39 protein-coding genes are annotated in these 19,174 nt (G+C 43.3%); all 39 read right to left on the reverse strand.

The window, feature by feature from the left end; genetic code table 11:
* Window positions 1-7 precede the first annotated feature (7 nt).
* Window positions 8-595 carry a major tail protein gene (locus M2277_RS03940; RefSeq protein WP_280754188.1) on the reverse strand — a complete coding sequence of 196 codons (588 nt, stop codon included), beginning with the start codon at window positions 593-595 and terminating at the stop codon, window positions 8-10.
* 4 nt (window positions 596-599) lie between these two features.
* Entirely contained in the window at window positions 600-920 is a 321-nt protein-coding gene (locus tag M2277_RS03945) for a hypothetical protein (RefSeq protein WP_280754189.1), read from the reverse strand.
* Between the two features lie 2 nt (window positions 921-922).
* Window positions 923-1,303 carry an HK97 gp10 family phage protein gene (locus M2277_RS03950; RefSeq protein ID WP_280754190.1) on the reverse strand — a complete coding sequence of 127 codons (381 nt, stop codon included), beginning with the start codon at window positions 1,301-1,303 and terminating at the stop codon, window positions 923-925.
* Window positions 1,296-1,607, reverse strand: a complete 312-nt coding sequence (locus M2277_RS03955; protein ID WP_280754191.1) for a phage head closure protein — start codon at window positions 1,605-1,607, stop codon at window positions 1,296-1,298. Before M2277_RS03955 ends, M2277_RS03950 begins: the two co-directional genes overlap by 8 nt.
* A complete protein-coding gene (locus M2277_RS03960; protein ID WP_280754192.1) occupies window positions 1,604-1,903 on the reverse strand; it encodes a hypothetical protein in 300 nt (99 codons plus the stop codon). The genes M2277_RS03955 and M2277_RS03960 overlap by 4 nt, the downstream gene beginning before the upstream one ends.
* Before the next feature lie 10 nt (window positions 1,904-1,913).
* On the reverse strand, window positions 1,914-2,075 hold the full coding sequence (locus M2277_RS03965; protein WP_280754193.1) for a hypothetical protein: 162 nt from the start codon (window positions 2,073-2,075) through the stop codon (window positions 1,914-1,916).
* 48 nt (window positions 2,076-2,123) lie between these two features.
* Window positions 2,124-3,431 (reverse strand): phage major capsid protein, encoded by a 1,308-nt coding sequence (locus tag M2277_RS03970; RefSeq protein ID WP_280754194.1) that lies wholly within the window; start codon window positions 3,429-3,431, stop codon window positions 2,124-2,126.
* Window positions 3,431-4,003: an HK97 family phage prohead protease gene (locus tag M2277_RS03975; RefSeq protein WP_280754195.1), complete on the reverse strand. Its 573-nt coding sequence runs from the start codon at window positions 4,001-4,003 to the stop codon at window positions 3,431-3,433. The genes M2277_RS03970 and M2277_RS03975 overlap by 1 nt, the downstream gene beginning before the upstream one ends.
* Window positions 3,996-5,210: a phage portal protein gene (locus tag M2277_RS03980; protein WP_280754196.1), complete on the reverse strand. Its 1,215-nt coding sequence runs from the start codon at window positions 5,208-5,210 to the stop codon at window positions 3,996-3,998. The genes M2277_RS03975 and M2277_RS03980 overlap by 8 nt, the downstream gene beginning before the upstream one ends.
* On the reverse strand, window positions 5,210-6,934 hold the full coding sequence (locus M2277_RS03985; protein ID WP_280754197.1) for a terminase large subunit: 1,725 nt from the start codon (window positions 6,932-6,934) through the stop codon (window positions 5,210-5,212). Before M2277_RS03985 ends, M2277_RS03980 begins: the two co-directional genes overlap by 1 nt.
* Window positions 6,927-7,280, reverse strand: coding sequence for a P27 family phage terminase small subunit (locus M2277_RS03990; protein ID WP_280754198.1), 354 nt, complete (start codon window positions 7,278-7,280; stop codon window positions 6,927-6,929). Before M2277_RS03990 ends, M2277_RS03985 begins: the two co-directional genes overlap by 8 nt.
* 87 nt (window positions 7,281-7,367) lie before the next feature.
* Window positions 7,368-7,589, reverse strand: coding sequence for a hypothetical protein (locus M2277_RS03995; protein ID WP_280754199.1), 222 nt, complete (start codon window positions 7,587-7,589; stop codon window positions 7,368-7,370).
* Between the two features lie 298 nt (window positions 7,590-7,887).
* Complete coding sequence (locus tag M2277_RS04000; protein ID WP_280754200.1) at window positions 7,888-8,166, reverse strand: hypothetical protein; 279 nt, start codon at window positions 8,164-8,166, stop codon at window positions 7,888-7,890.
* A gap of 216 nt (window positions 8,167-8,382) precedes the next feature.
* The gene (locus M2277_RS04005; RefSeq protein ID WP_280754201.1) at window positions 8,383-8,610 is read right to left on the reverse strand and encodes a hypothetical protein; all 228 of its coding nucleotides are present in this window, start codon (window positions 8,608-8,610) and stop codon (window positions 8,383-8,385) included.
* A gap of 68 nt (window positions 8,611-8,678) precedes the next feature.
* Window positions 8,679-9,011 carry a hypothetical protein gene (locus M2277_RS04010; protein WP_280754202.1) on the reverse strand — a complete coding sequence of 111 codons (333 nt, stop codon included), beginning with the start codon at window positions 9,009-9,011 and terminating at the stop codon, window positions 8,679-8,681.
* Window positions 9,012-9,664: 653 nt separating this feature from the next.
* Window positions 9,665-9,835, reverse strand: a complete 171-nt coding sequence (locus M2277_RS04015) for a hypothetical protein (RefSeq protein WP_280754203.1) — start codon at window positions 9,833-9,835, stop codon at window positions 9,665-9,667.
* Between the two features lie 226 nt (window positions 9,836-10,061).
* On the reverse strand, window positions 10,062-10,301 hold the full coding sequence (locus M2277_RS04020; RefSeq protein ID WP_280754204.1) for a hypothetical protein: 240 nt from the start codon (window positions 10,299-10,301) through the stop codon (window positions 10,062-10,064).
* A 163-nt stretch (window positions 10,302-10,464) separates the two neighbouring features.
* Window positions 10,465-10,842: a hypothetical protein gene (locus tag M2277_RS04025; RefSeq protein ID WP_280754205.1), complete on the reverse strand. Its 378-nt coding sequence runs from the start codon at window positions 10,840-10,842 to the stop codon at window positions 10,465-10,467.
* A gap of 76 nt (window positions 10,843-10,918) precedes the next feature.
* Window positions 10,919-11,134, reverse strand: coding sequence for a hypothetical protein (locus M2277_RS04030; protein ID WP_280754206.1), 216 nt, complete (start codon window positions 11,132-11,134; stop codon window positions 10,919-10,921).
* Between the two features lie 2 nt (window positions 11,135-11,136).
* Complete coding sequence (locus M2277_RS04035; RefSeq protein ID WP_280754207.1) at window positions 11,137-11,397, reverse strand: DUF7446 family protein; 261 nt, start codon at window positions 11,395-11,397, stop codon at window positions 11,137-11,139.
* A complete protein-coding gene (locus M2277_RS04040; protein ID WP_280754208.1) occupies window positions 11,394-11,606 on the reverse strand; it encodes a hypothetical protein in 213 nt (70 codons plus the stop codon). The genes M2277_RS04035 and M2277_RS04040 overlap by 4 nt, the downstream gene beginning before the upstream one ends.
* Window positions 11,597-11,935, reverse strand: coding sequence for a hypothetical protein (locus M2277_RS04045; protein ID WP_280754209.1), 339 nt, complete (start codon window positions 11,933-11,935; stop codon window positions 11,597-11,599). The genes M2277_RS04040 and M2277_RS04045 overlap by 10 nt, the downstream gene beginning before the upstream one ends.
* A 2-nt stretch (window positions 11,936-11,937) precedes the next feature.
* The gene (locus M2277_RS04050; RefSeq protein ID WP_280754210.1) at window positions 11,938-12,471 is read right to left on the reverse strand and encodes a hypothetical protein; all 534 of its coding nucleotides are present in this window, start codon (window positions 12,469-12,471) and stop codon (window positions 11,938-11,940) included.
* Window positions 12,468-12,794, reverse strand: a complete 327-nt coding sequence (locus M2277_RS04055) for a hypothetical protein (protein ID WP_280754211.1) — start codon at window positions 12,792-12,794, stop codon at window positions 12,468-12,470. The genes M2277_RS04050 and M2277_RS04055 overlap by 4 nt, the downstream gene beginning before the upstream one ends.
* A complete protein-coding gene (locus M2277_RS04060; RefSeq protein ID WP_280754212.1) occupies window positions 12,787-12,948 on the reverse strand; it encodes a hypothetical protein in 162 nt (53 codons plus the stop codon). Before M2277_RS04060 ends, M2277_RS04055 begins: the two co-directional genes overlap by 8 nt.
* An 8-nt stretch (window positions 12,949-12,956) precedes the next feature.
* Window positions 12,957-13,154, reverse strand: coding sequence for a hypothetical protein (locus M2277_RS04065; RefSeq protein ID WP_280754213.1), 198 nt, complete (start codon window positions 13,152-13,154; stop codon window positions 12,957-12,959).
* A 27-nt stretch (window positions 13,155-13,181) separates the two neighbouring features.
* Window positions 13,182-13,340, reverse strand: coding sequence for a hypothetical protein (locus M2277_RS04070; RefSeq protein WP_280754214.1), 159 nt, complete (start codon window positions 13,338-13,340; stop codon window positions 13,182-13,184).
* 32 nt (window positions 13,341-13,372) lie between these two features.
* A complete protein-coding gene (locus M2277_RS04075; RefSeq protein WP_280754215.1) occupies window positions 13,373-13,612 on the reverse strand; it encodes a hypothetical protein in 240 nt (79 codons plus the stop codon).
* 52 nt (window positions 13,613-13,664) lie between these two features.
* Window positions 13,665-13,922, reverse strand: a complete 258-nt coding sequence (locus M2277_RS04080; RefSeq protein WP_280754216.1) for a hypothetical protein — start codon at window positions 13,920-13,922, stop codon at window positions 13,665-13,667.
* 51 nt (window positions 13,923-13,973) lie between these two features.
* Window positions 13,974-14,159, reverse strand: coding sequence for a hypothetical protein (locus tag M2277_RS04085; RefSeq protein WP_280754217.1), 186 nt, complete (start codon window positions 14,157-14,159; stop codon window positions 13,974-13,976).
* Between the two features lie 809 nt (window positions 14,160-14,968).
* Window positions 14,969-15,235: a hypothetical protein gene (locus tag M2277_RS04090; RefSeq protein WP_280754218.1), complete on the reverse strand. Its 267-nt coding sequence runs from the start codon at window positions 15,233-15,235 to the stop codon at window positions 14,969-14,971.
* A gap of 20 nt (window positions 15,236-15,255) precedes the next feature.
* Window positions 15,256-15,432, reverse strand: a complete 177-nt coding sequence (locus M2277_RS04095; RefSeq protein WP_280754219.1) for a hypothetical protein — start codon at window positions 15,430-15,432, stop codon at window positions 15,256-15,258.
* Window positions 15,433-15,475: 43 nt separating this feature from the next.
* The gene (locus M2277_RS04100) at window positions 15,476-15,742 is read right to left on the reverse strand and encodes a hypothetical protein (RefSeq protein WP_280754220.1); all 267 of its coding nucleotides are present in this window, start codon (window positions 15,740-15,742) and stop codon (window positions 15,476-15,478) included.
* A 27-nt stretch (window positions 15,743-15,769) separates the two neighbouring features.
* Complete coding sequence (locus tag M2277_RS04105; RefSeq protein ID WP_280754221.1) at window positions 15,770-15,967, reverse strand: hypothetical protein; 198 nt, start codon at window positions 15,965-15,967, stop codon at window positions 15,770-15,772.
* Window positions 15,968-16,010: 43 nt separating this feature from the next.
* Window positions 16,011-16,220 carry a hypothetical protein gene (locus M2277_RS04110; RefSeq protein ID WP_280754222.1) on the reverse strand — a complete coding sequence of 70 codons (210 nt, stop codon included), beginning with the start codon at window positions 16,218-16,220 and terminating at the stop codon, window positions 16,011-16,013.
* Window positions 16,221-16,319: 99 nt separating this feature from the next.
* Window positions 16,320-16,691 (reverse strand): RusA family crossover junction endodeoxyribonuclease, encoded by a 372-nt coding sequence (locus M2277_RS04115; RefSeq protein ID WP_280754223.1) that lies wholly within the window; start codon window positions 16,689-16,691, stop codon window positions 16,320-16,322.
* On the reverse strand, window positions 16,691-17,377 hold the full coding sequence (locus M2277_RS04120) for a sigma-70 family RNA polymerase sigma factor (RefSeq protein WP_280754224.1): 687 nt from the start codon (window positions 17,375-17,377) through the stop codon (window positions 16,691-16,693). The genes M2277_RS04115 and M2277_RS04120 overlap by 1 nt, the downstream gene beginning before the upstream one ends.
* 127 nt (window positions 17,378-17,504) lie before the next feature.
* The gene (locus tag M2277_RS04125; protein WP_481857762.1) at window positions 17,505-18,368 is read right to left on the reverse strand and encodes an ATP-binding protein; all 864 of its coding nucleotides are present in this window, start codon (window positions 18,366-18,368) and stop codon (window positions 17,505-17,507) included.
* Entirely contained in the window at window positions 18,286-19,173 is an 888-nt protein-coding gene (locus M2277_RS04130) for a DUF4373 domain-containing protein (protein ID WP_280754309.1), read from the reverse strand. The genes M2277_RS04125 and M2277_RS04130 overlap by 83 nt, the downstream gene beginning before the upstream one ends.
* Window position 19,174: the final 1 nt, after the last annotated feature.

Raw genomic sequence — 19,174 nt, forward strand, 5'->3', positions numbered from 1 at the left:
TCCTCCATTAAGGTGTAGGAACTGTGAAAGTTGGCAGGTAAACCGTGGTGAAGAAGCTATTGAAAGCTGTAGCATTGGTATCACTTAACTCCAAATCACCTTTTACAACCATTCGGTTATCGATCTCAATTGGCGACACGTTCACATTTAAAACATCTGTTGTGGGTTCGACAGATTCTCCTTTTGTTGTACGCTCCTTTGCTGGACGTGTAGCTTGGCAATCGTAATAGGCGAATCTCCGGTTACGCTTATCACCTTGAACCTGACCAAGTAAAGCGAATTTTTTCGGTTGCGCGTCAGCTACTTCAACCAACATGCCATTATCGTCGATCTCCCAACCTAACATTTCTGCCAGTACTTCATCGGGTATGTTCGCCATTTCTAACTCACCTGTATAACCATTGTTACTAGTGGCAACATAATATGTCATGTTGTCGGCATAAAACGGCGTCGATTCACCTTGAGCTTCTGGTGTCCATCTAACCGCACCAGGAACAGCTATAGGGGTCTTCCAGGCTGGCAAATCAACCACTGTTGTATCCTCAAAAGCGATATGGACTTTATCCAGACCGAAGGTAACTTTGTTTTTGCTCATTATCTCAACCTCCAATTAGTTGTATCTCATATATGATTTGAATTAGTTTTTCGCTGTCTAACCAAGCTTCGTTTTTCCGATACGGCATTTTCAGTTCTTTGAACTTGTCCTGAACCAACTTTTCAGCAACTTGATCCTTAATCTTCGTATACAATTCCACCTGAAAATTACTAATTTCAGCATAGTTAAATCCGTCTGCCATAAAATCATTGTCATAAGCGAACTGATAGGTTATGAATGGAGGGCTAGGTGACGTTGCGAATGACGAATAAGCCACTGGCAACCCAAGTGACTTCAATGCAGTATATAGTTCAGCTTGTGTCATTCCTAACCCCCATTCCTGATGATTTGACGGATCTTTTCCATCATTTGCGGTTCGATTCGATCATAGGCCAATCGTAAATGCGGTTTACCAGCTACGCGACCACCACCAACCTTGGCATGTCCGAATTCAAGCAAATGGACTATACGCGAATACTTTTTGTTCCAAATAATCCGTCTTGTTGTTCCCATGCTGTCGCGGTTGGTCTTCTTAAAACCCTTGGAATAATCACCAGTGTTTTTAGGTGCATTCGCTTGCGTATCGCGCAACATATCATTCGCCGCATCATCAACAGCTTTATCTATTGACCTTGACACATCCTCGTTGTATTCAGCCACTGCCTTAACGACTTCTGATGCTAACTTATCAATGGAGATATTAGCCATCAGCAGCCACCCTTTCCACAGTCAACTCAATTTCCTCGAAGTTATTGGAATATGTCCGCAACACACGATATTGTCCGCCCTCGAACTCAACCGTTTGCTCGCCGTTGTACTCATAACCGTGAATAACAAAAATAAACTCAGGCCGTAGACCTGTTACAGCAGCGTTATAAAACTCATTCCGACCTACTGAACGTAGTTCGCAATACACAGGAGTTCTTGCTGGATCAATTGGTATCTGATTGCCTATGTCATCCTCAATGATTCCACCCGGAGTAATGAGTATCAATTCATGATCGTAACTCATAATTTACTCCCAACATGCAACAAAAGGTTGTGCAATCGGTATTGAAGGTGTCTTGGCATTGATACAGGCGATCCAGTGAATGAAGTTTCGTTGTTGGTAGCACTTTGATAACGCCACGTTGCAAAGTCAACACAAAACATAAGATGATAGGCATTTGTAGGATCAAGATTCAATCCATTTTGATCCTGAAGTTCCTTCAACACGCTTTGTACAATAGCGGTAAGGTATGAGTCTCTAACCGCTGTACGGATGCCTAGACGCTCTTTAACGAGCAGTAGGATTTGTGTTTCATCCATAGATCATCACCTACTCATCGCCTTTTTTCTTTTTCTTTCTCTCTTTCTTTTCCTCGATCTCAATATATCCAAGTGACTCTAAAAATTCTTGACGCTCGCCGTTGAATTCCTCTCCGATTTCATAAGTGCGGTTTGTCAACTTATCTTTGAATTTCTTCAATACTTTCGCCATTGAAATCATCTCCTTTCAAAAAATAGAGAGCGGCACTAGGCCGCCTTATTATGGAGTAGGAACAACAGGATCAAGTGTAATGACAACGAAATATTCAGGATAGATTGGCTTACCGTCATAACGCGCCGTACCTTTGAACACTGTTTGGTCTTGGATAAAGCGTACATCTGTAGAAACCGCCAATTGCACACCACGGCGCTCACCGAGAAGGTACTTTTTGAAGTCTCCCAATACGATAGTGTCAGCCGGTGCATATTGACTGAATACAACCCGTGTACCGTCCGGGAGTCGTGGAGACTGCGCTGTTTGGATAACCAAACGACCGTCAGCAGTTGGCAAGAAGGTTTGCGGTGCAATCCGAGCGTAGTATGTGGAACGCTTCATAACTGCGATAACCTCGCCCACTGGTACACCATCTTCTCCATCGTCGATCAGTGCCATGTTCCCCACGATGTCACCCAACGTTCCGTCACTGTCCACATTTTGTGTAGGGACAGATGCAAGGGCAGTAATAATACCCATAGGTTGTTTTGCAGACGCACCCTGACCGATCAAAACTGCTTTATCCAGTGCTTTGGCAATTGCCATAGACAATCGCGTTTCTATGAAGTTTGCAAGGTTAATCATCGCATCTTCGAGGATAGCGTTACATACCGGGATGAATCCACCCACCTTAAATCCATCAAGTTCTGTTTGGCTAAATGCAGAAGCCAGTTCTTCAACCGGATCACACATTTCAGTCCAGATCGCTTCTGGGATGGCTCCATCCATGATAATTCGAGCTGTTCCGTTCAACTGCTCCACGGTAACTTCACGATACAGCGTGGAGTAGTCTCCCAAACGCTGTTGAATCATGTTAATTACTTGTTCTGGAATAACGATATCAGTACCGGACAAGGCGCGTTTGTCATTTACTGCCTTTGCAATCGTGGTGTAGAAATCCCGTACTTCTGGTTGGTTCAAGCGCTCAATCATTTGTGCGCGTGTTTCGAATTTGTTTTCTCTCATTCTCGTTTCGCCCCCTTGGGATTGTGTTTGTTTTTGTCTTTGTTCGCCACCATCAGCAGGAGGCGTATTCTTTGGTTCTTTGTTGTTCAATTCTTCCAACTCGCCTTCCAGGTCAGCAATTTCACCTTCAAGTGTTGTCTTCTTGCCTTCCAGTTCTGTCTTGTCTGCTTCATACTTCTCGACTTCTTCAGTCACAGCAGCTTCTTCTTCCACCGTTTGTGCCTCTTCAATTGCTTGTTCCAGTTTTTGCGCTCGTGTTTCCAACGTTTTCTCCTGCTCAATCAACTCAGCAAGAGACGATTTCCGCTGTTCTATTTTCTTCGTCAACATGATTTGTCTAAGTGCCATTATTTCAACCTCGCTTTCAATTGTTGTTTTCGTTGTTGCATCTGTCGTTTTTTGTGCTGCTCAACTTCCGCTTTACGGGCTTGTACGCCGGTTGCCGCATAGGCTGGGAATGTACAAACGGAAACCTCATGAAGATCCACTTTCCGGATTGTCCACTTCACGCCGCCATCATCACGAAACTCAGTATCTTCCTGTAGGATGTTAAATCCGAAACTACACTGGTCCACATCGCCACGTTTAACACGCTCGTACATGTTCACCGCATCAGAATCATTCGGGTTGATCTTGACGCGCCCCCAAAGTCCGTGTGAGTCCACTTTAAGCTCCAAGGAACCTGATTTATTCCTGCCTAACACCAACGTTGTATCGTGGTTGATTAAGGCCCTCACATCGTTTCCTAGCGTTTCATTGAATGCTTCAGGAGCAAGCTCTTCAAATGCTCCAGGCCATAACTCCGTTTGCTGATTAAACACAGCAAAATAACCCTCGATGAACATATCAGAGCTATCGCTTTCGGCCCGAGTCTGTAGCTCTGTCTGTACGCTTCGGGTTACTTTCTGATTCCTATCCATCGTCCTCACCTCCTCCCGGGTTCAATTTTTTCTGGTCGCCAATCATGCCAGCCGGGATGAAGTTTTCCAGGATAACCAGTTGATCCAATCCCTCTTTAGGCGACATGCCCAGCCAATCACGAACTTCGTTTCCTTCTGCCAAACCGCGAATGTACAGATTGCCACCAACTTCTGCTAACTCTTTCATGTCGTAGGCGTACAAGCTGCGCGGATTGAACTTGAAATACAGCTCAGGAGCAAACAGCAATTTCCTTGTCAGCTCCTGTACGATCCCCTGTGCCATGGGCAAGATCCGCGTATTAATAAAGGCGTTGTATTCATCCTTTTTGAAATCTCCGACACCAACGAAAAAAGCCGGTACTCCTAAGAGTCCAGCTACTGTTCTTTTATCTAGTTGTACCGCATCGTTAATAGCAAGATCGTTCAGGGATAACGGCTTGATCTGTTCGACATCGATCATCTCAGCCGGGACAATCCACGGTTGCCCTGCTTCGGACCGTTTGAGGTACATATCAAATACCTTGTCACGGCCTTCCTCGCTCGATAATTCCGCTGTGTTAGCGTCTACCTTCACGATAAGACTAGGCATATACTTGCCACTCATAAAGCCTTTCTTGGTGGCTGTGGCTTGCTTGAGATTATCAACGATGTCTTTCAGCACTATGCGATACCCTGTTCCTATCCACGGCCTTTCAGGATCAGGGTTCATCACAAAATGAAGGATTTCATCATGATCGTATATCTTGCCTTGATATGTGACTTGATAAGCGTTGGTTGTGTCTTGGAAGGTGACTCTACTCGGTTTGAATGGAATCAACTCATCAATCAAACCTTCGCGCAGCTGCGGAAACACAACGCTGTTCCCCTCACCAGGAAGTAACATGGTGTAGATGATGTTGTACATCCAATTCTTACGAGTCATAAGGCTGTAAGGATTAATGTCGATCTTTCGAGAAAGTTCATTCTGAACTCGCACATCTCCATTTGCGGTGTTTCGCATTAAATGGATCGTCATAGAGCTGATCAAGTCCGCGATTTTATGAACAGCCATTTTCACTTCAGGGTTGTCGGATAATCTCGTGTATCCCGGTACACACAAAGTGTCGTATGCATCGGTTGTTAGGAACCACCCTAGGTTGCTTTGCGGCTCGGCCCTTGTATTCTTAGCGTTTTGGTTTCGGTTACGCTTCTTTTTGCTCAGTTTCATCACCCCCCATTCAGCCATTTAGAAGCACTGCCAGCCCGTTCAATGTTTTCAAGCATTCGGACAGCAGCAAAAACAGCGGCATCGAAAATATCAATCCGCTGTTCAGGTGTTACTTTTTCGTATTGCATCATGTCATCTGTCTTCTCTATGGCATGGACGTTTTGAACACAGTATTCAAAAGCTTGGGAATGAAGGTAGTACAGATTACCATCTTTGGCTTGCTTCTCGATTCTACGGAAGCCCTCGGACTTCTTGTAGAAATACTGTGGCTGATCCACAATAGAGAATCCTTTTCGCTTCATACCTAAGTAGAACTCCCGGCCAAACTTCCGGTCGAATCCCACTTGCTTGATTTTGAATCCTTTTGCTTTCATATCAACGAACCACTTAATAACATCCGTGTAGTTGACGGTAGGCGTGTTGGTCATTGTCAGCAAGCCATCTTCTTTCCAGCCAAACAAAGGAATGTTGTCCTCGTCCGCTTTCCTCGTAGCAGCTACAATTGGGAAAAACGCGTGTGATACAACGATATCTACGCCTTTATAGTTCCCGTAAAGAGCTGTAGCCGTTAAGTCGTGGAGTTTAGATAAGTCGGCCCCTCCGTACCAATCAATAGGTAATTTAGCGAGTTGTTCAAGTGTCCACTCGTACTTGCGATCCGATGATTTGAATTCGTCAATGTTGAAATACGACTTCATAGCAGACGTATATATGTTAAGCGACTTCGCCAGGAACGATTTCCGTTGCTGCGGATCGTTTTGGGCTTGCATAGCATCGTTCATCAGCTCTTGGCCTGATACCGACACATTGTAATTGGGGTTAGCCTTTTCATGCTCTTTTGGATTGGTATAATCAACCTCGCCAGTATCAGGGTGTTTGTCCGCTTTGGCGATAAACACGAATAACTGTTCATCGGTTACCGTGCCTTCAAGCACCTTTTGTCCATAAACCATGCGGTTATAACAAAAGCTGTTCATGTTGTCTCCAGCCGTTGTTATACCGATACACAAGCTATTCCGGTACGCCTTGCCTGATTCCTTGATGGTGTTGTACTGGCTGGCATTCCGGTAAAGGTGTAGCTCGTCCAGGATCTGAATAAGGGTATTAAGCGAGTCCATACGATCACTGTTACCAGCAATCGTTTCAATCCTCATATACCCATCGCCAAGTTCACCACTTATGCTGTGCTCTTGGTTATTGTCGAGGATACGGAAGTTCTTTTCCTCGCCCATGTGCTTCAAGTTGTAATTCAAGAAGTTGAAGCTCTGTAAAGCTTGCTTGAGCTGTGCGCCAACGATGACGACTTCAGCACCAGACTTCCTTTCCAGAAGACCAAGACCAAAAGCCAAGGAACTCATAAGCGGCGTCTTCCCTTGTTTCCTCGGTAGCATGTTGAACGCTTCTTTATACTTCCGCAGCTTAGTTCCGGTATGGAAGAAACCAAGAAGGTTATAGATAATGAACTTCTGCCATGGTTCCAATAAAAAAGGCCTACCCCTAAGTGGATACCCCTCCATGTTTTCGCCTTTTTGGTGGACGAATGTTTTTTCGATGATCCCTATGACAAATTCAGCATCTTTAGGGTTGAAGTCATATGCAGGGTTCTCAATATCTCGGAAAAACCTCTCACATGCCTGTCTTACTTCTTTACAAGCAACCTTCCGTCCCTCAATAATGCTGCTGGCATACTCTTTTACCGTGTCATAGTTTTTGAAGTTAATCACTCATATCACCCAATACGCTTGCTAGGGTGGATTTTTTGTTCTTGTCTTCCACCGTGACACTTTCAAGGGACTTTGGATTGAGACATAGTTGGTTAGAGTATGCCAAAATATCCTTACGCAATGATTCCAGGGTTGCGACAATCGGTGACTTTTTTGCACCTCCAGCAGCAGTAAAGCTTTCATATTGCATCCCCTCATCTTCGAATTTTTGGTTAAGGATCAGAAACTGATGCACCAATCCAGAATAAAGGTCAATTATGCGCCCGTATTGGGTTTTGTACACTCCAAGCTCTTTCATATCCGCTATCGTTCGCCTCTTGATCGTCTCCTTAGTTGGTACGCTCACTATGCTCTCACCTCCCCCAAAAAAATTTATTGGAAACCCGCTCTATTGGAAAAATCTACCCTGCCCGGTCCCATTGATAGGTTAAAACTATAATTTAGGAGGGGGGGATCCATATTTGGTCATCAACTCTTCCAAATCTCGATGACGATCAATATCCTCAGCATTTATTGTGCCAGACACTATCTCCATCTCAATCGACTGCTCATTACACTCTGCGCTATCACCAAAGACACTCAGTGCCATGGCTAGCTCTTCATATGCCATACCAAGTTCATGAGCACTCTCAGCTGCTTTAACCAAACCATTCATTGTTTTCCCCTCCACCTTTCATAATGTGGTCTCACTCTCTCTTGCCACTCCAACCCCAATGCTGTCAATTCATGTGTCACTCTGTCATGCATTGCGTTATGTTGCTTATCACTTAGGCTGATCAGGTTCCAATCCTCTAATGCTAATTCAGGGTAATACTCCAATGGGTAAATATGGTGTACTGTTGTAGCCGGTTCGGTCTTATCGTACCTTTTGCGTTGTTGACACATGTATTCGTCTCTTCTAAGGATTTTGGCCCGTTTACGTTTCCATTGTTTACTTCGATAGAATGGTTGCGTCATTCTTCTGCCACCCTTATAGTTCCGTGCGTATCAAAGAATGTCGCTTTAAATCCTTCATCTTTAGATATGACCAAACCAACCGCTTGTGCGACTTCCTCAATAACCCATCTATCGAATCGTTCTGGGTTCTTTGCTCTACTGACTATAAATGCAGGTTTATCATCTTCCACATCTACTGCGTTCGTCTTCTTAATCTTGTATTCCTTGTCTAAGCGATCCAATGCATCCATAGCGCTTTGCAGGTCTTCACGGTTAAATACAGTTTCTTTGTACATCCCTTTCACCTCACAGTTTATTTAACTTATGTTCCAATGACCTCTTCGTCTTAGCCAACCTTTGCTTTGACATTGCCAACTCCATACATACTTCGTTTATGTCTTTGCTGCGTTTGTTCCCTTGGTAGTATTTCAGTAGGTTGTATTCATGGTCAGTAAGTCTTAGCTTCTCTTTGGCTTCATTTGCTGTAATGAGTTTGATCTTTTGCGCAAGCATCAGCTTTTTCTTCGCTTCGTTATTACTTCAAAGATAGCCACTATCCCAGCAATAATATAAAAAATCACCCAAATCACAACCCCTAAAGCTAACAATCCCCAGAATGGAGCCGTTACCCACCACCATGACCAATCAATCACACCAGTTAGCTTTAATACAATAAAAGCAACCCCGAGTAACCCCAATACACCAATACCACCACTTTTACTCTCACTTTGTTTAGACACTATTTTCACCCTTTCTTATGCAAATATGCAAATTAAAAAAGCGCCCATTATAGGGCGCTCCTTACTTATTATTGTGCTTCGATATATTCAATTATTAACCTAGCATGACTGGTCTCAACACGATATTTAGCCTTAAACCCTTCTAGGAATCTTTCTTCTGTCTCGATTTCATTTTCCAATTCCCCTGCATTCGCTTCATAAAACAATCTGCGCTGTTCAGGATCTTGGAACCTCCTCGAAGCAGACTCCAAAACATTTTGTTTAGCCCTCAATATTTCTAGTCGCAACTCACTCTTCGCGATGGTCTTTCTTTGTTCTTCAATACCTTGTTTTAATTCTTGTTTCCATTCACTCATCGCTTTTCTTACCAAATCTTCTTCCTCTTGACCGATTGATGACATCTTTATCACCTCCCCCAATTACATCATTCGACGTTTGGGAGATTATTCCTTTGTTATCCGACACTTTCTAACGCGGGCCGGCTGCGTCCAGGATCACACTCTTTAACCGCTCTGGTCACGGTAAAGGAGGATTGCTATCAAGAGTGGAGTATTCGATATGTTAAGGTGGTGTTCTAAAATTTAGGGATACCGAGACCGTGCCGTATAGTTATCTCGATATCCCTTCACCCGTATGCCGATCCCTTAATCCTGAAAGCCGACCGACATTTCATTTCAGGATACATATGTACAATGCGCCCACATGTAAACGCCCGGATCAACCCCGGTCTGTTTTGGCCTTGACAGGAATCGAACCTGTCTGTACCATGAAGGCCATAATAAAAGTTTGCAGTGGTCTTAACTGCATCCCCCGATTGCTACATCACCGGCGATAAACGCCTAGGCACAAGACCCACAATGTAACCGAGTCCTGCAATGATAAGGGTTAGCAGGGACACCCGAGCGTTTAGCTCTATGTCCCTACTTTAATATGTTATCGCTTTATAAAGGCGACGCTGTACAGACGTAAAACAGACACAAATAACCCTATCAGCTAGTAGGGTCTTTTTGCGTGTTTATTGTACTCTCTCACATATCGATTAACCGCAACGGAACTATTCTATAATTTTTTCTATAATTCCTTTGTTGCCAGCCCAACTGCCCCGTATATGGGCTTGTGTAAACACGTATTCGAGCGCATCTTCAAACGACATATCAATCCTACTAACAAATTCGAAAACTTCTTCCCTGTACTCTTCCAGGGTTTGCTCAGTCATTCTTTTCACCGTTACCACTCCTTTAGACTTTATCTGCATTATAGATCTCTTTCAAACCGACTTTTCAGCCACAGAGGCCGCCCCTCAAATAATGCGTCCGGACGTGGGAATCTGCTTTCTCTCCCGCGATAGCCCGGATTTAGCATGGATAATGCTGTTTTAGTTACGTTTTGCCGCGTGGTATTGCCAAGTTTACCAGCTAACCACACGGCCCCAACGTATTCAAGAGGCGGTGCTACTTTACCAGTGTGATTCCTACAGGATTATCCCAGTCACAGACAGAGGACTCGTCTGTTATTTCTGGATCGATAACCGACCAAGATAGGATATATTCGTTTCCTTCAGCATCGATAGCAGGAGCCGTGTACTGATCCCCCTCATCAGTAGGATATGGGTCCTGTGTAGTCTTAAGTGTTTTGCCTTCCCATTCGATAACTGTTGAGTTGAATTCGTTCAGATCGCTAAATGTTTTCATAGATATTCTCCTTTTCCTCATCCGGTTTTTCCGGCCTGTTGGCTTCCGTTGTTCCCTTGCTGTTGATATAAATATACCACAACTGGTTTCCTAATGCAACCTTTTGTTTTAACTTTATGAATAATCTCAAAATAAAAACCCTCTTTTTAGAGGGTCATCAATCTTAATCTATATCTTGTGTGAGCTTTAATGTCCCGGCGATGGCTTTTACCCCGTCCCGAACCTTACGGTCCAGTGAACGGTCTGTGAAGCGGCTCCATTTAGATACTGCTGCCCATCGCTCGTGATGCAGGATAAAGCGATAATGCAAGATCTCTCTTATCTCGTCATCGAGTATGCATTGTATAGCTGTTTCTAAGGCTTCTGTCTTACGTTTATATTTAGCCAATACTTTCTGCTCGATGTCATTTAATGCGGGCTTCTGACTCAGTACAGTGATTGTACGGCGCATTTCTGGATATTTCTTGAGTTGCTGCCGCACATACTTGATTTCGTCCGCCGTAGCACTCGGGAAAAGTTCCATTTGCTCCACCGCCCCCATTCAAACGCACTCCTTTACACTAATTCACATGTCCATTTTATATAACATCGCATTTTCGAGCATTTCACTTGTACTATCATACCAAAATATCGAATAAATCAACCTGACCTTCTTTTTCAAACTCACTAGCATCCTGTATTAAGCCATCTTCCAACCATTTCGCCGGAGCTTCAATGGATCTGGCTTCCCATACTCTTTCTCCAGCTTTTGTACGATAAGGAGCAAGATTTGATTTCTCAGCCTTCTTTGTCCAAACCCAGTGAGTTTGTGCTGTTACGGTGTTAGGTGTCACTGTTATTCCTCCTTGACCGGCGGTTCGTAGACCAATTTCGCACCAGTAGAAAATGTAAACTCAAGGTTATTTATTTTCGGATCGTCTCGCTTTCGGATTTCGTACTCGTTTTTCATATAGTTCACAACGGCGGCGACTGCTTGCTTTGTTCTGTCGTCACTCCTGTCTGCTAAAAACGGAGTGCCTGGCTTAACCTTACCTAATACGATTTGATTTCCCAATGCTGTCAATACAATTTGGTAGTTTTCCCATTTGATACTCATTCGGTTGTTTCCTCCCCTGGAAGGTAGGACTTTCCTGATTCTGTTAGGTAGACTATTCCCATTCCTATTGCTTTCATATCAAGTGTAATCAAACCCATTCTTTCTAATTGATGATATTCTTTCATCCGTTTGAACCCTGCTCCATGTACTACCCCTTCATTTGAATATGCATGTTTCAGAGCCTCTAACAATTCTACGGTTAACTGCATGTTTCTCCCTCCTCTAATACTGCCAGTATTGCGGACCTACATATGAGATCAGGATCCAATTGAAAGATATCTACACCAAGCATCGCTTTGAATGCGTTACGAACGGGTGGTGCATCCGCACGTATCTGCTCTACCACTTTCCATGCTGTAGACATGTTGTCTGAATATGAGGGCAATGTGTATTCTCTATCATCTTCTTTGTCTGAAGCGAAGTATCCGATCCAATCAACTCGCCTAACAGGGTGGTTAAACACGATTTCTGAGACCCATATATTTTTGCGAGTCGATGAAACTTTATCCCATTTCTTCAATATCTCTTCCCGTTTCATGCCTACGCCTCCTTTGGGTAAAGGGAATCAAAGTCAAATTCATGTAGAATCTGTAACAACCGCTCTACTGCTGGCGCCCTCCATGCTGTCATGGCATAGGTATGGGCTTCTTTTGTATAGTGATAATGGTTCAGTTCGATATGTTGTTTGGCTTCCGACTTGGTTAGAAACATCGTGTTTTCCCTGACGAAATGCTCTTTACGCTCTGGACAAAGATGAGCATCTTCGTCTTGGTACGTCTGGATCCATTCAAGTGCGCTATCTTCGCAACCTATATCTTCGAAATCCTCATAGGCTTCGCCGGACAATTCTTTATCTTCCTTAATTTCTTGAAGATAACCATTAAGCTCGTATGATTCTCCGGCACTTGGCAGATAAACAGAAAATCTTTCAGCGTTATCTTGACTGCATTCAACCCATCTATAATCACCAACCACCCAAAAGCGCGGTGATGCCTGACAATCATTTACCTGACTGTTTAATTCTGATTGAAGACTCTTCAAAAACTCGATATCCTTTCGCCAGTCTCTACTCATTCCACTACCTCCAAATCACCGGGGCTTATACGGCTTGCAAGTCCGTATTTTTCAAACTTCACGTAAACATCGATCCCTCTGACCTCACCCAATCCCAATTCAGAATTAGGCTTATACTTTACCTTATCTCCCGGCTTAATGGTGGGTACTGGTGGGGTGTCGAGTTCGGATAGAATGTCAATCGCGGTCTGCAATCCAAACTCACGACCCTCTTGATGGTGCGCGTTCGTTTTGTCTCCCAGTTTCCAACATCTTTCTTTTGTCGCCCTATGCGCTAACATTTTTTCAGTTAGCAACTCTATTAGCTTTACTTGGTTATTCATGGGTTACCTCCCAAGCTTTCGTCACTTTATTCATCAAGCTTTCTTGTATTTCTCGTTCCTCTTCATCAATGAAAGAATCGATGTTTTGTAAAATGAGACTAAGGTAACCTATTTCAGGCTTTGTAAAATAGATTGATTTCCCTTGGTTATTCATATCCACCCTCACCCCCATGCTTCAACGTCTGCAAATGCAGCCGTTGGACTGGTATCGATTGTGCTTGGTTTAACATCACATTTATCGTTATCGCAAAATACGGTGAATTTGGGCGGGTAAGCCCCCGGTCTCATCTTGCTGTACGATTCCATTTTTAAGCGTTCCGTGCAAAACGGACATCGTATTCCTAAGACAGTCTCTTTCATATCTTCTCACCCTCCAATAGATCGGGATTACCTCCATAGTGCTTTTTCAAATTTATTGCGTATTTTCTCCGAAACTTCAATCTTTCGGTCTTCATCTGGATCTCCGTCAAATCCAATATTAGCCGGATCAAATGCTTGGTAAATCATCTGTAATTCATAATCTGTTAAGTAAACTGCTTTTCCCATATCTTCTCTTCTTCCTCTCTAAAGGGATGGAGTTAGCCCCAATGTCCGTTTCGTTTCATGATTTCTGCCACTTCTTCGGCATATGGTTCATCCACATTAATAATCAGATAGGCATTAACTGGGCGTTTCCCATCCCTTTTGCGTCCGCATTCGATCTTGTGACACATATAGTTAAAATCGGCCTTCTCACTATCGTTCAGGTACTTTACAGCGTCCTCATGCTTGATTACTCCACAAAACTTATTTTGCAATCCTTTCATCCATTCTTTCATATTGAACATCCTTTCCTTTGGAGTGGTAGCCGTATATAGGGTTTACAGGATTCTATACCTTTTCTTCAATTGCTAAACTAAGAATTTTATACATTCTTCGCGCCACTTGTGTTCCAGTTCCTTGCCCGTACATATACTCTTTGGACGCTTCTTCAAGGGCATTCCGTAGTCTCTCTATCTCAGACCAAGCAACACGTTCAGAATCCAACGCTTTCTCCACATGATCGTCAAGTATCGGGACACCTTGGGCATTGTAAAATATATGAGCCTCTCTGATTTCTTGGCGTTCAGTTTCCGTCAATCCCTTCATCCTCTATACCTCCTTATAGTTAAGTAGGGAGGATATTAACCTCCCCTGGGGTTAAATTGCATCTGGATCAGGGTTATCCGTATACAAAGCTTCCAACGTCTGGTGCACGTCTGATACCGACACCCCATGAATCTGTGCAATCTCAATCGCATCCCTGTCATCGTTATGCCAATTCAACGACAACGCACATAGAGCGTGATAGATGATTCTGTATTCTAATGATCCGACTGGATACATATCGATCCTCCTAAAAAAGTGCCATTTGTACCGCATCACGCGGCCTGTGTGGTATCCACTGTTCTCCGTATTCCCTCATCCATTCTTCAATCGACTTACGCCGATTCCATTCACTCCGGGGAATCCAGCTCGTGTTATCTCCTTGCACTGCTACCTGATAAGGAGCAAACCATTCATGTTTCATCATTCCGAGTAAGTGGACCCGAGCGCAGATTGGTTGTAGCAGGATACTGTCCAGATACCTCATCCGTTCACCTTCTGACATTGGGACCGTACCGCCGATAAAAACCATCTTTTCTTTCTGCAGTAAGCTCCTATCTCCGCCCGGCTGTAGGATCGGGATAGGTTCATACCCCCGCCGCCTCATGTCCTTTAGGTACCATTCTGTAGCTTCTGGATTGCCGATCTCGTCATATTGCATGTACATATGCTTAGACTTGGCGTGTCGGTCCAAATAGGCGCGATACCCTTGATATGAAATGCAATCCTCTGTAAATGTCCCAGGGTCCCATATGACCGTTCTATTTCGCATATAAGACTCTAGCCAGCTCGGATATCTGCGAAGCAGTGTGGCGCTTAGGAGCCAATAAGGGACGCTGTTCGCTTGTTCTGCTAGGTGCTTCCGATTGACTCCAGCAACATAGATGATTCTTTTCACTGCACCACCTACTTTCTAGTCAATAGACCCTCTATCACGACAGAGCAGACAAACGGGTTTGCCTTTGAGGTAGAACGCTGTATAAATTCTTCTGCAGCTCACGCACAATTTTCTTTCTGTCATTCCGTCTTATCCCTCCTTGGGTTTGGGTTTATAGGGCTTCCCTAGCGCGTTTACGGCCTTCTTTTTCAACTGCTGAGAACATTGTTCCAGTAGGGCTTTCATACGTTGGCATGTAATTGTCATCGTCAAGGAAGAACCTCAGCGCTTCATCCTTGCGTTCGATCTCTGCCAGTAGGTAGCCAATCCAATCGTGCGTTGGATTGAATACATCCTTCATCTGGGGCTTCCTTCTAAATAGCTCTTCTGCTATTTGGTGTTCAGATTTTATCTCGTCTATCTTGTTCTGTTCGCTCATTGTTATCTGCCCTCCTTAGGCTAAAACTCGTCAATAACTTCCTGCAATTCACGCGCAAATTCCTTTGCTTCAGCCAATGTCATACTCTTGGTAAATGAATTATCATCACCTTGGTACTTAATATTAATGACGTCGATTCCTGGGTAGTTCTGATATGTCTCAGTTGAAAACCTGTTTACTTTTTCTGCTGTTAGCATCCGTTATCTCTCCTTATAGTCTATTGTGGGGCTTATACAGCCCCTATATCGTTACGGTGGATTCGATGTATTCCCTAATGCCTTCAACCTCTCTCAAAAGCTCACCAAGCGTATGTGCAGTACTGTCCATGACTTTCATCTTTACGACCTTGTTCAGTGCACTTCCTACCGTAGGGTAATAGCCATATGTCTTGTATAAGTCCGTTGTTTTTCCGTTTTCTCCGACCGATTGTTTACCTGTGTATTCCTTCAAAATAAATTGCATGCCGTCCGATTCAATGTACAGATTGTTTTCTATGCAAACTTTCATGTTATCTCTCCTTATATGGGGTATGAATTATTGATCAGATAGGGTGTCTTGAACAAAGCTATAAAAATCGTCAGCTTCTTCTCTTGTTCCGTTTGTTTCGATTTCAATCCAACGGTTTGCTATTACCCTTAGTGTTTTTGCTTGATTAATGAGCCAGTCAATATCTCTTTTATGCAAACTCCCATATTCGTTTTGTCTTGTTACTTCAAGTAATCTATCGTACATTGCCTACACTCCTTCGCTTTTTTTGGTATATAGGGTAAGGGGGTTAATATTGTTTGTAAGTAATAAATACCGAATCTCTGACATATTGAGTTTGTTGTTGATGATTTCCGCGAACCATCATGACTGATGTGAAGTCCATCTTTATAATTTGGAAGGTTGGGTTATTGCTTAAAAACTTTGTGATACGAAGGTCAAGGTCATTTTCTATCGTCTTGATTTGCGTAACAAAGATTTCACTCGCTTTTCCTTGCATCCTTTATCGCTCCTTTGGGGGTTAAATTAATATCCATAATTTGTATTCACTGAACACCAGTTTGGTTTATAGGGTGTAACGGGGTACGGACTGAGCGTATTATCCAGCCACTTCAAACTCTATTTCGATCCTCGGGTTCTTCCGGTCAATTTCGTAATCCATAATTCGCGGTAACGCTAGTTTGTCATCCTCGTAAATCAATCCATTTTCTAAGGCGTCTAGGAGCGCTTTTAAGGTGTTATGTGTGTCACGCCTCCTAGCATCCGGGAAATAGTACCAAAGCCGCACTATGACCTTTCCATTGGCTGTGGGCCACTTATTTTTAGCACGCCATAGGTTGGCGAGTAAAGTGGTCTCGTCAAACCAGGCTTTCGCTTTCGGTTTTAGAATCTTCATCCTCCGTTTGCCACCTGTGTTTTGGTACATGTGGTTTACGCTTGGTGCCGTGCCTGGGAGTATTAGCCGGTTCATTAAGCTATCCCCTCATCGAAGAAATCTCGAGCCTTCTTTCTAATTTTGTTCATTAGACGCCATGCTTGAGCTTGTGAAAACCCTAACTCAACACCAATTTCCATCTGTGACTTTTCCTTTAAAGCCAATATTAAAACTTCTCGAAGTTCATCATTCAGACTTTTAATAAACTCTTCGACATTTAAGTTAGTAAAGTCATCATCATGCGGCAAAGTATCCATAAGTTCCGATTCTCTGGTGTCTGTTTCTGCGACTATCGTGTTCAATGACATAACCATATTGCCTTTTAAATTATCTAGGGCTCGTTTTGCAACATTTAATGAACAGGGTATCTTTTCAGATACTTCCTCTGGCGTTGCATTCTCCAATTTCATTCTTAAAATCATGCCGCTGATCTCGTAGATATATCTTGGGACCCGAATCATCGGAACTCGTTCTGCTATATACCTCATAATTTGATTAGAAATATGGTAATAGGCATAGGTAGAGAATGTTGTGTTTTTTTCTGGAGTGTAATTGCAATATGCTTTCGTTAATCCAATAAATCCTTCTTGCATTAGGTCATCGAATTCGACCTTGTGTCTTGTCTTATGAAATGACCTTTTGGCTACTTGAGCAACTAAACCACTGTTTTCCTTTATGAATGTATCGATATCTCCTAAATGCGGGTTATGCAAGTTTTGCATGTTGTGTCGCCCTCCTCGATTCGCTTTATTACCTCTTTGGCTGCGTGGATTCGATAGTCATAATCCAATTCACAGTTCATTATGATATTTATAAGTTCAGTGTCTTGCTTGGTCTCCATCACGTTGTTCATCCTCCATTCATTCGTTTTAAAGCATCCTCTCGGCGCTTCGATGTTCCTGTGTTCTCGTATATGTCAGAGCCACCTAGGATCCGGTCAAATAACCTACCCTCTTCATCGACGATATTTCCGTACTTGTCTCTGTACAACCAACTTTCTAGCCGATCTAGGCTAAGATTGGAGGTTAGGTTTGTTATCTTGCCCTGTCTCCCATTCAGTACTGGGAACAATACATCTTTGTATTCTTCACTAGTTATGCTTCCTGCCCCAAGTTCATCAAGCGTTAAAAGATCGCAAGATACAGCGCCGTTAATAATATCTGTGAGTGTAACTTTTGAATCAAATCTGCTAGCTGTTTTGGCTAGTTTCATAAGTTGGGGAACGTCAAGGAACAAACACACATAGCCTTGTCTGGTTAATTCATGGTGGATAGCAGCTGCGAGATGGCTTTTCCCGTTACCAGGAGGACCGTAGAGGAGCAATCCCGTGTCTCTGGACTCATATGTCTTCAAGAACTCTAAAGCGCCTGAGAGGGCCGATTCCGTCCCTGTGCGGGATATGAAGTTATCAAAGGATGCTTGTTTTAAATCTTCGTTCATGATACTTCGTGCAAAAACACGTTCCATCTGTCCTCTTCGGAATCGCCGTTCTCGCTCTTTCTCTTCTTTCTCACCTTCAGCTATCACACAGGAGCAAGCCTTGTTTAATCCCCACTGCTTTTTAAAAGTGAAGTATGATCGCGTTATTTCCTGACGACATTTAATGCAGCAGTACGTTCCCTCATACTGGTCATCTGCGAACAAACTGGTCGTACTTCGAAGGGGCCTTTTGATTTCCTCTATCTTGTGATTGCTCTCCAGTTCCCGAAGCATTCCTTGGATCGGAGACCGGCTTACCGTTCGAGCTGGAATAGTTGGAGCCGTTCGCATTGTATTGACCAGTAGTTGTTTGTCCTCTGGAGAAAGGTTCAGATCGTTGGCGTTCACGTTGCCCCTCCTCTTCTACTCGTTTGACAACCCAGTTTAAAATAGCTCGATAATCACTTGCGTATTTCTTGTTGTTTGCTCCTTTGTAGTTATCAAGGATATCGATCATTCGTTTTGTCTTCTCTTCCCCATGGGAGGAAATGAGCTTGTCATGTTCCTCCTGAGAAAGAGTTACGAATTCTGCGTAATGTATTTTATTTATCTTTACTTTTTCTTTTACTTTCCTTTTACTTTTACTTTTACTTTGTGTACTTTCTTCCCCCGTTTCTGCGTCAGAAACTCCACAGGAATCATTCAGTAACTCGTTTTCCGCGCCGTTACTGGACTTTTTCCGCATCTTCTCTCGCTTATCAACCACTACTTTTGACCGTTTTTTCACACCTTCAGAGGTTAAAACGCATCTTTCATGATATGAAGTAGGATCAAAACAACCTCTTTTGATTGCAGTTTGCATCATATTGTTGAATTTCTCCGGTGTTACTTCTACTTTCTTGGCGAGTATCTGAATAGTTTCTGCGTCAGAAACGTCTAACTCAAAATCAGGCTGCTTATAAATGAGTTCCAACAGGATGAAGTAAAATGCGTATCCGTCATTTCCATAGAGCATTCGCAACGCTTCAATCTTGGTATCATTCACGGCATCCGTATCATGAGGGAAGTAGTCCATACCTTCTTTGCGAGGCCGCGCCATT

It is taken from the genome of Paenibacillus sp. LBL, from assembly GCF_029893715.1.
Lineage (GTDB): Bacteria > Bacillota > Bacilli > Paenibacillales > Paenibacillaceae > Paenibacillus_AQ > Paenibacillus_AQ glucanolyticus.

Bases quoted from the DNA above. Each gene is read 5' to 3' on its own strand.
- M2277_RS03940 (WP_280754188.1), bottom strand. From the start codon at position 595: ATGAGCAAAAACAAAGTTACCTTCGGTCTGGATAAAGTCCATATCGCT.
- M2277_RS03945 (WP_280754189.1), bottom strand. From the start codon at position 920: ATGACACAAGCTGAACTATATACTGCATTGAAGTCACTTGGGTTGCCA.
- M2277_RS03950 (WP_280754190.1), bottom strand. From the start codon at position 1,303: ATGGCTAATATCTCCATTGATAAGTTAGCATCAGAAGTCGTTAAGGCA.
- M2277_RS03955 (WP_280754191.1), bottom strand. From the start codon at position 1,607: ATGAGTTACGATCATGAATTGATACTCATTACTCCGGGTGGAATCATT.
- M2277_RS03960 (WP_280754192.1), bottom strand. From the start codon at position 1,903: ATGGATGAAACACAAATCCTACTGCTCGTTAAAGAGCGTCTAGGCATC.
- M2277_RS03965 (WP_280754193.1), bottom strand. From the start codon at position 2,075: ATGGCGAAAGTATTGAAGAAATTCAAAGATAAGTTGACAAACCGCACT.
- M2277_RS03970 (WP_280754194.1), bottom strand. From the start codon at position 3,431: ATGGCACTTAGACAAATCATGTTGACGAAGAAAATAGAACAGCGGAAA.
- M2277_RS03975 (WP_280754195.1), bottom strand. From the start codon at position 4,003: ATGGATAGGAATCAGAAAGTAACCCGAAGCGTACAGACAGAGCTACAG.
- M2277_RS03980 (WP_280754196.1), bottom strand. From the start codon at position 5,210: ATGAAACTGAGCAAAAAGAAGCGTAACCGAAACCAAAACGCTAAGAAT.
- M2277_RS03995 (WP_280754199.1), bottom strand. From the start codon at position 7,589: ATGAATGGTTTGGTTAAAGCAGCTGAGAGTGCTCATGAACTTGGTATG.
- M2277_RS04000 (WP_280754200.1), bottom strand. From the start codon at position 8,166: ATGTACAAAGAAACTGTATTTAACCGTGAAGACCTGCAAAGCGCTATG.
- M2277_RS04010 (WP_280754202.1), bottom strand. From the start codon at position 9,011: ATGTCATCAATCGGTCAAGAGGAAGAAGATTTGGTAAGAAAAGCGATG.
- M2277_RS04020 (WP_280754204.1), bottom strand. From the start codon at position 10,301: ATGAAAACATTTAGCGATCTGAACGAATTCAACTCAACAGTTATCGAA.
- M2277_RS04025 (WP_280754205.1), bottom strand. From the start codon at position 10,842: ATGGGGGCGGTGGAGCAAATGGAACTTTTCCCGAGTGCTACGGCGGAC.
- M2277_RS04035 (WP_280754207.1), bottom strand. From the start codon at position 11,397: ATGAGTATCAAATGGGAAAACTACCAAATTGTATTGACAGCATTGGGA.
- M2277_RS04040 (WP_280754208.1), bottom strand. From the start codon at position 11,606: ATGCAGTTAACCGTAGAATTGTTAGAGGCTCTGAAACATGCATATTCA.
- M2277_RS04045 (WP_280754209.1), bottom strand. From the start codon at position 11,935: ATGAAACGGGAAGAGATATTGAAGAAATGGGATAAAGTTTCATCGACT.
- M2277_RS04050 (WP_280754210.1), bottom strand. From the start codon at position 12,471: ATGAGTAGAGACTGGCGAAAGGATATCGAGTTTTTGAAGAGTCTTCAA.
- M2277_RS04055 (WP_280754211.1), bottom strand. From the start codon at position 12,794: ATGAATAACCAAGTAAAGCTAATAGAGTTGCTAACTGAAAAAATGTTA.
- M2277_RS04060 (WP_280754212.1), bottom strand. From the start codon at position 12,948: ATGAATAACCAAGGGAAATCAATCTATTTTACAAAGCCTGAAATAGGT.
- M2277_RS04065 (WP_280754213.1), bottom strand. From the start codon at position 13,154: ATGAAAGAGACTGTCTTAGGAATACGATGTCCGTTTTGCACGGAACGC.
- M2277_RS04070 (WP_280754214.1), bottom strand. From the start codon at position 13,340: ATGGGAAAAGCAGTTTACTTAACAGATTATGAATTACAGATGATTTAC.
- M2277_RS04075 (WP_280754215.1), bottom strand. From the start codon at position 13,612: ATGAAAGAATGGATGAAAGGATTGCAAAATAAGTTTTGTGGAGTAATC.
- M2277_RS04080 (WP_280754216.1), bottom strand. From the start codon at position 13,922: ATGAAGGGATTGACGGAAACTGAACGCCAAGAAATCAGAGAGGCTCAT.
- M2277_RS04085 (WP_280754217.1), bottom strand. From the start codon at position 14,159: ATGTATCCAGTCGGATCATTAGAATACAGAATCATCTATCACGCTCTA.
- M2277_RS04090 (WP_280754218.1), bottom strand. From the start codon at position 15,235: ATGAGCGAACAGAACAAGATAGACGAGATAAAATCTGAACACCAAATA.
- M2277_RS04095 (WP_280754219.1), bottom strand. From the start codon at position 15,432: ATGCTAACAGCAGAAAAAGTAAACAGGTTTTCAACTGAGACATATCAG.
- M2277_RS04100 (WP_280754220.1), bottom strand. From the start codon at position 15,742: ATGAAAGTTTGCATAGAAAACAATCTGTACATTGAATCGGACGGCATG.
- M2277_RS04105 (WP_280754221.1), bottom strand. From the start codon at position 15,967: ATGTACGATAGATTACTTGAAGTAACAAGACAAAACGAATATGGGAGT.
- M2277_RS04110 (WP_280754222.1), bottom strand. From the start codon at position 16,220: ATGCAAGGAAAAGCGAGTGAAATCTTTGTTACGCAAATCAAGACGATA.
- M2277_RS04115 (WP_280754223.1), bottom strand. From the start codon at position 16,691: ATGAACCGGCTAATACTCCCAGGCACGGCACCAAGCGTAAACCACATG.
- M2277_RS04120 (WP_280754224.1), bottom strand. From the start codon at position 17,377: ATGCAAAACTTGCATAACCCGCATTTAGGAGATATCGATACATTCATA.
- M2277_RS04125 (WP_481857762.1), bottom strand. From the start codon at position 18,368: ATGCTTCGGGAACTGGAGAGCAATCACAAGATAGAGGAAATCAAAAGG.
- M2277_RS04130 (WP_280754309.1), bottom strand. From the start codon at position 19,173: ATGGCGCGGCCTCGCAAAGAAGGTATGGACTACTTCCCTCATGATACG.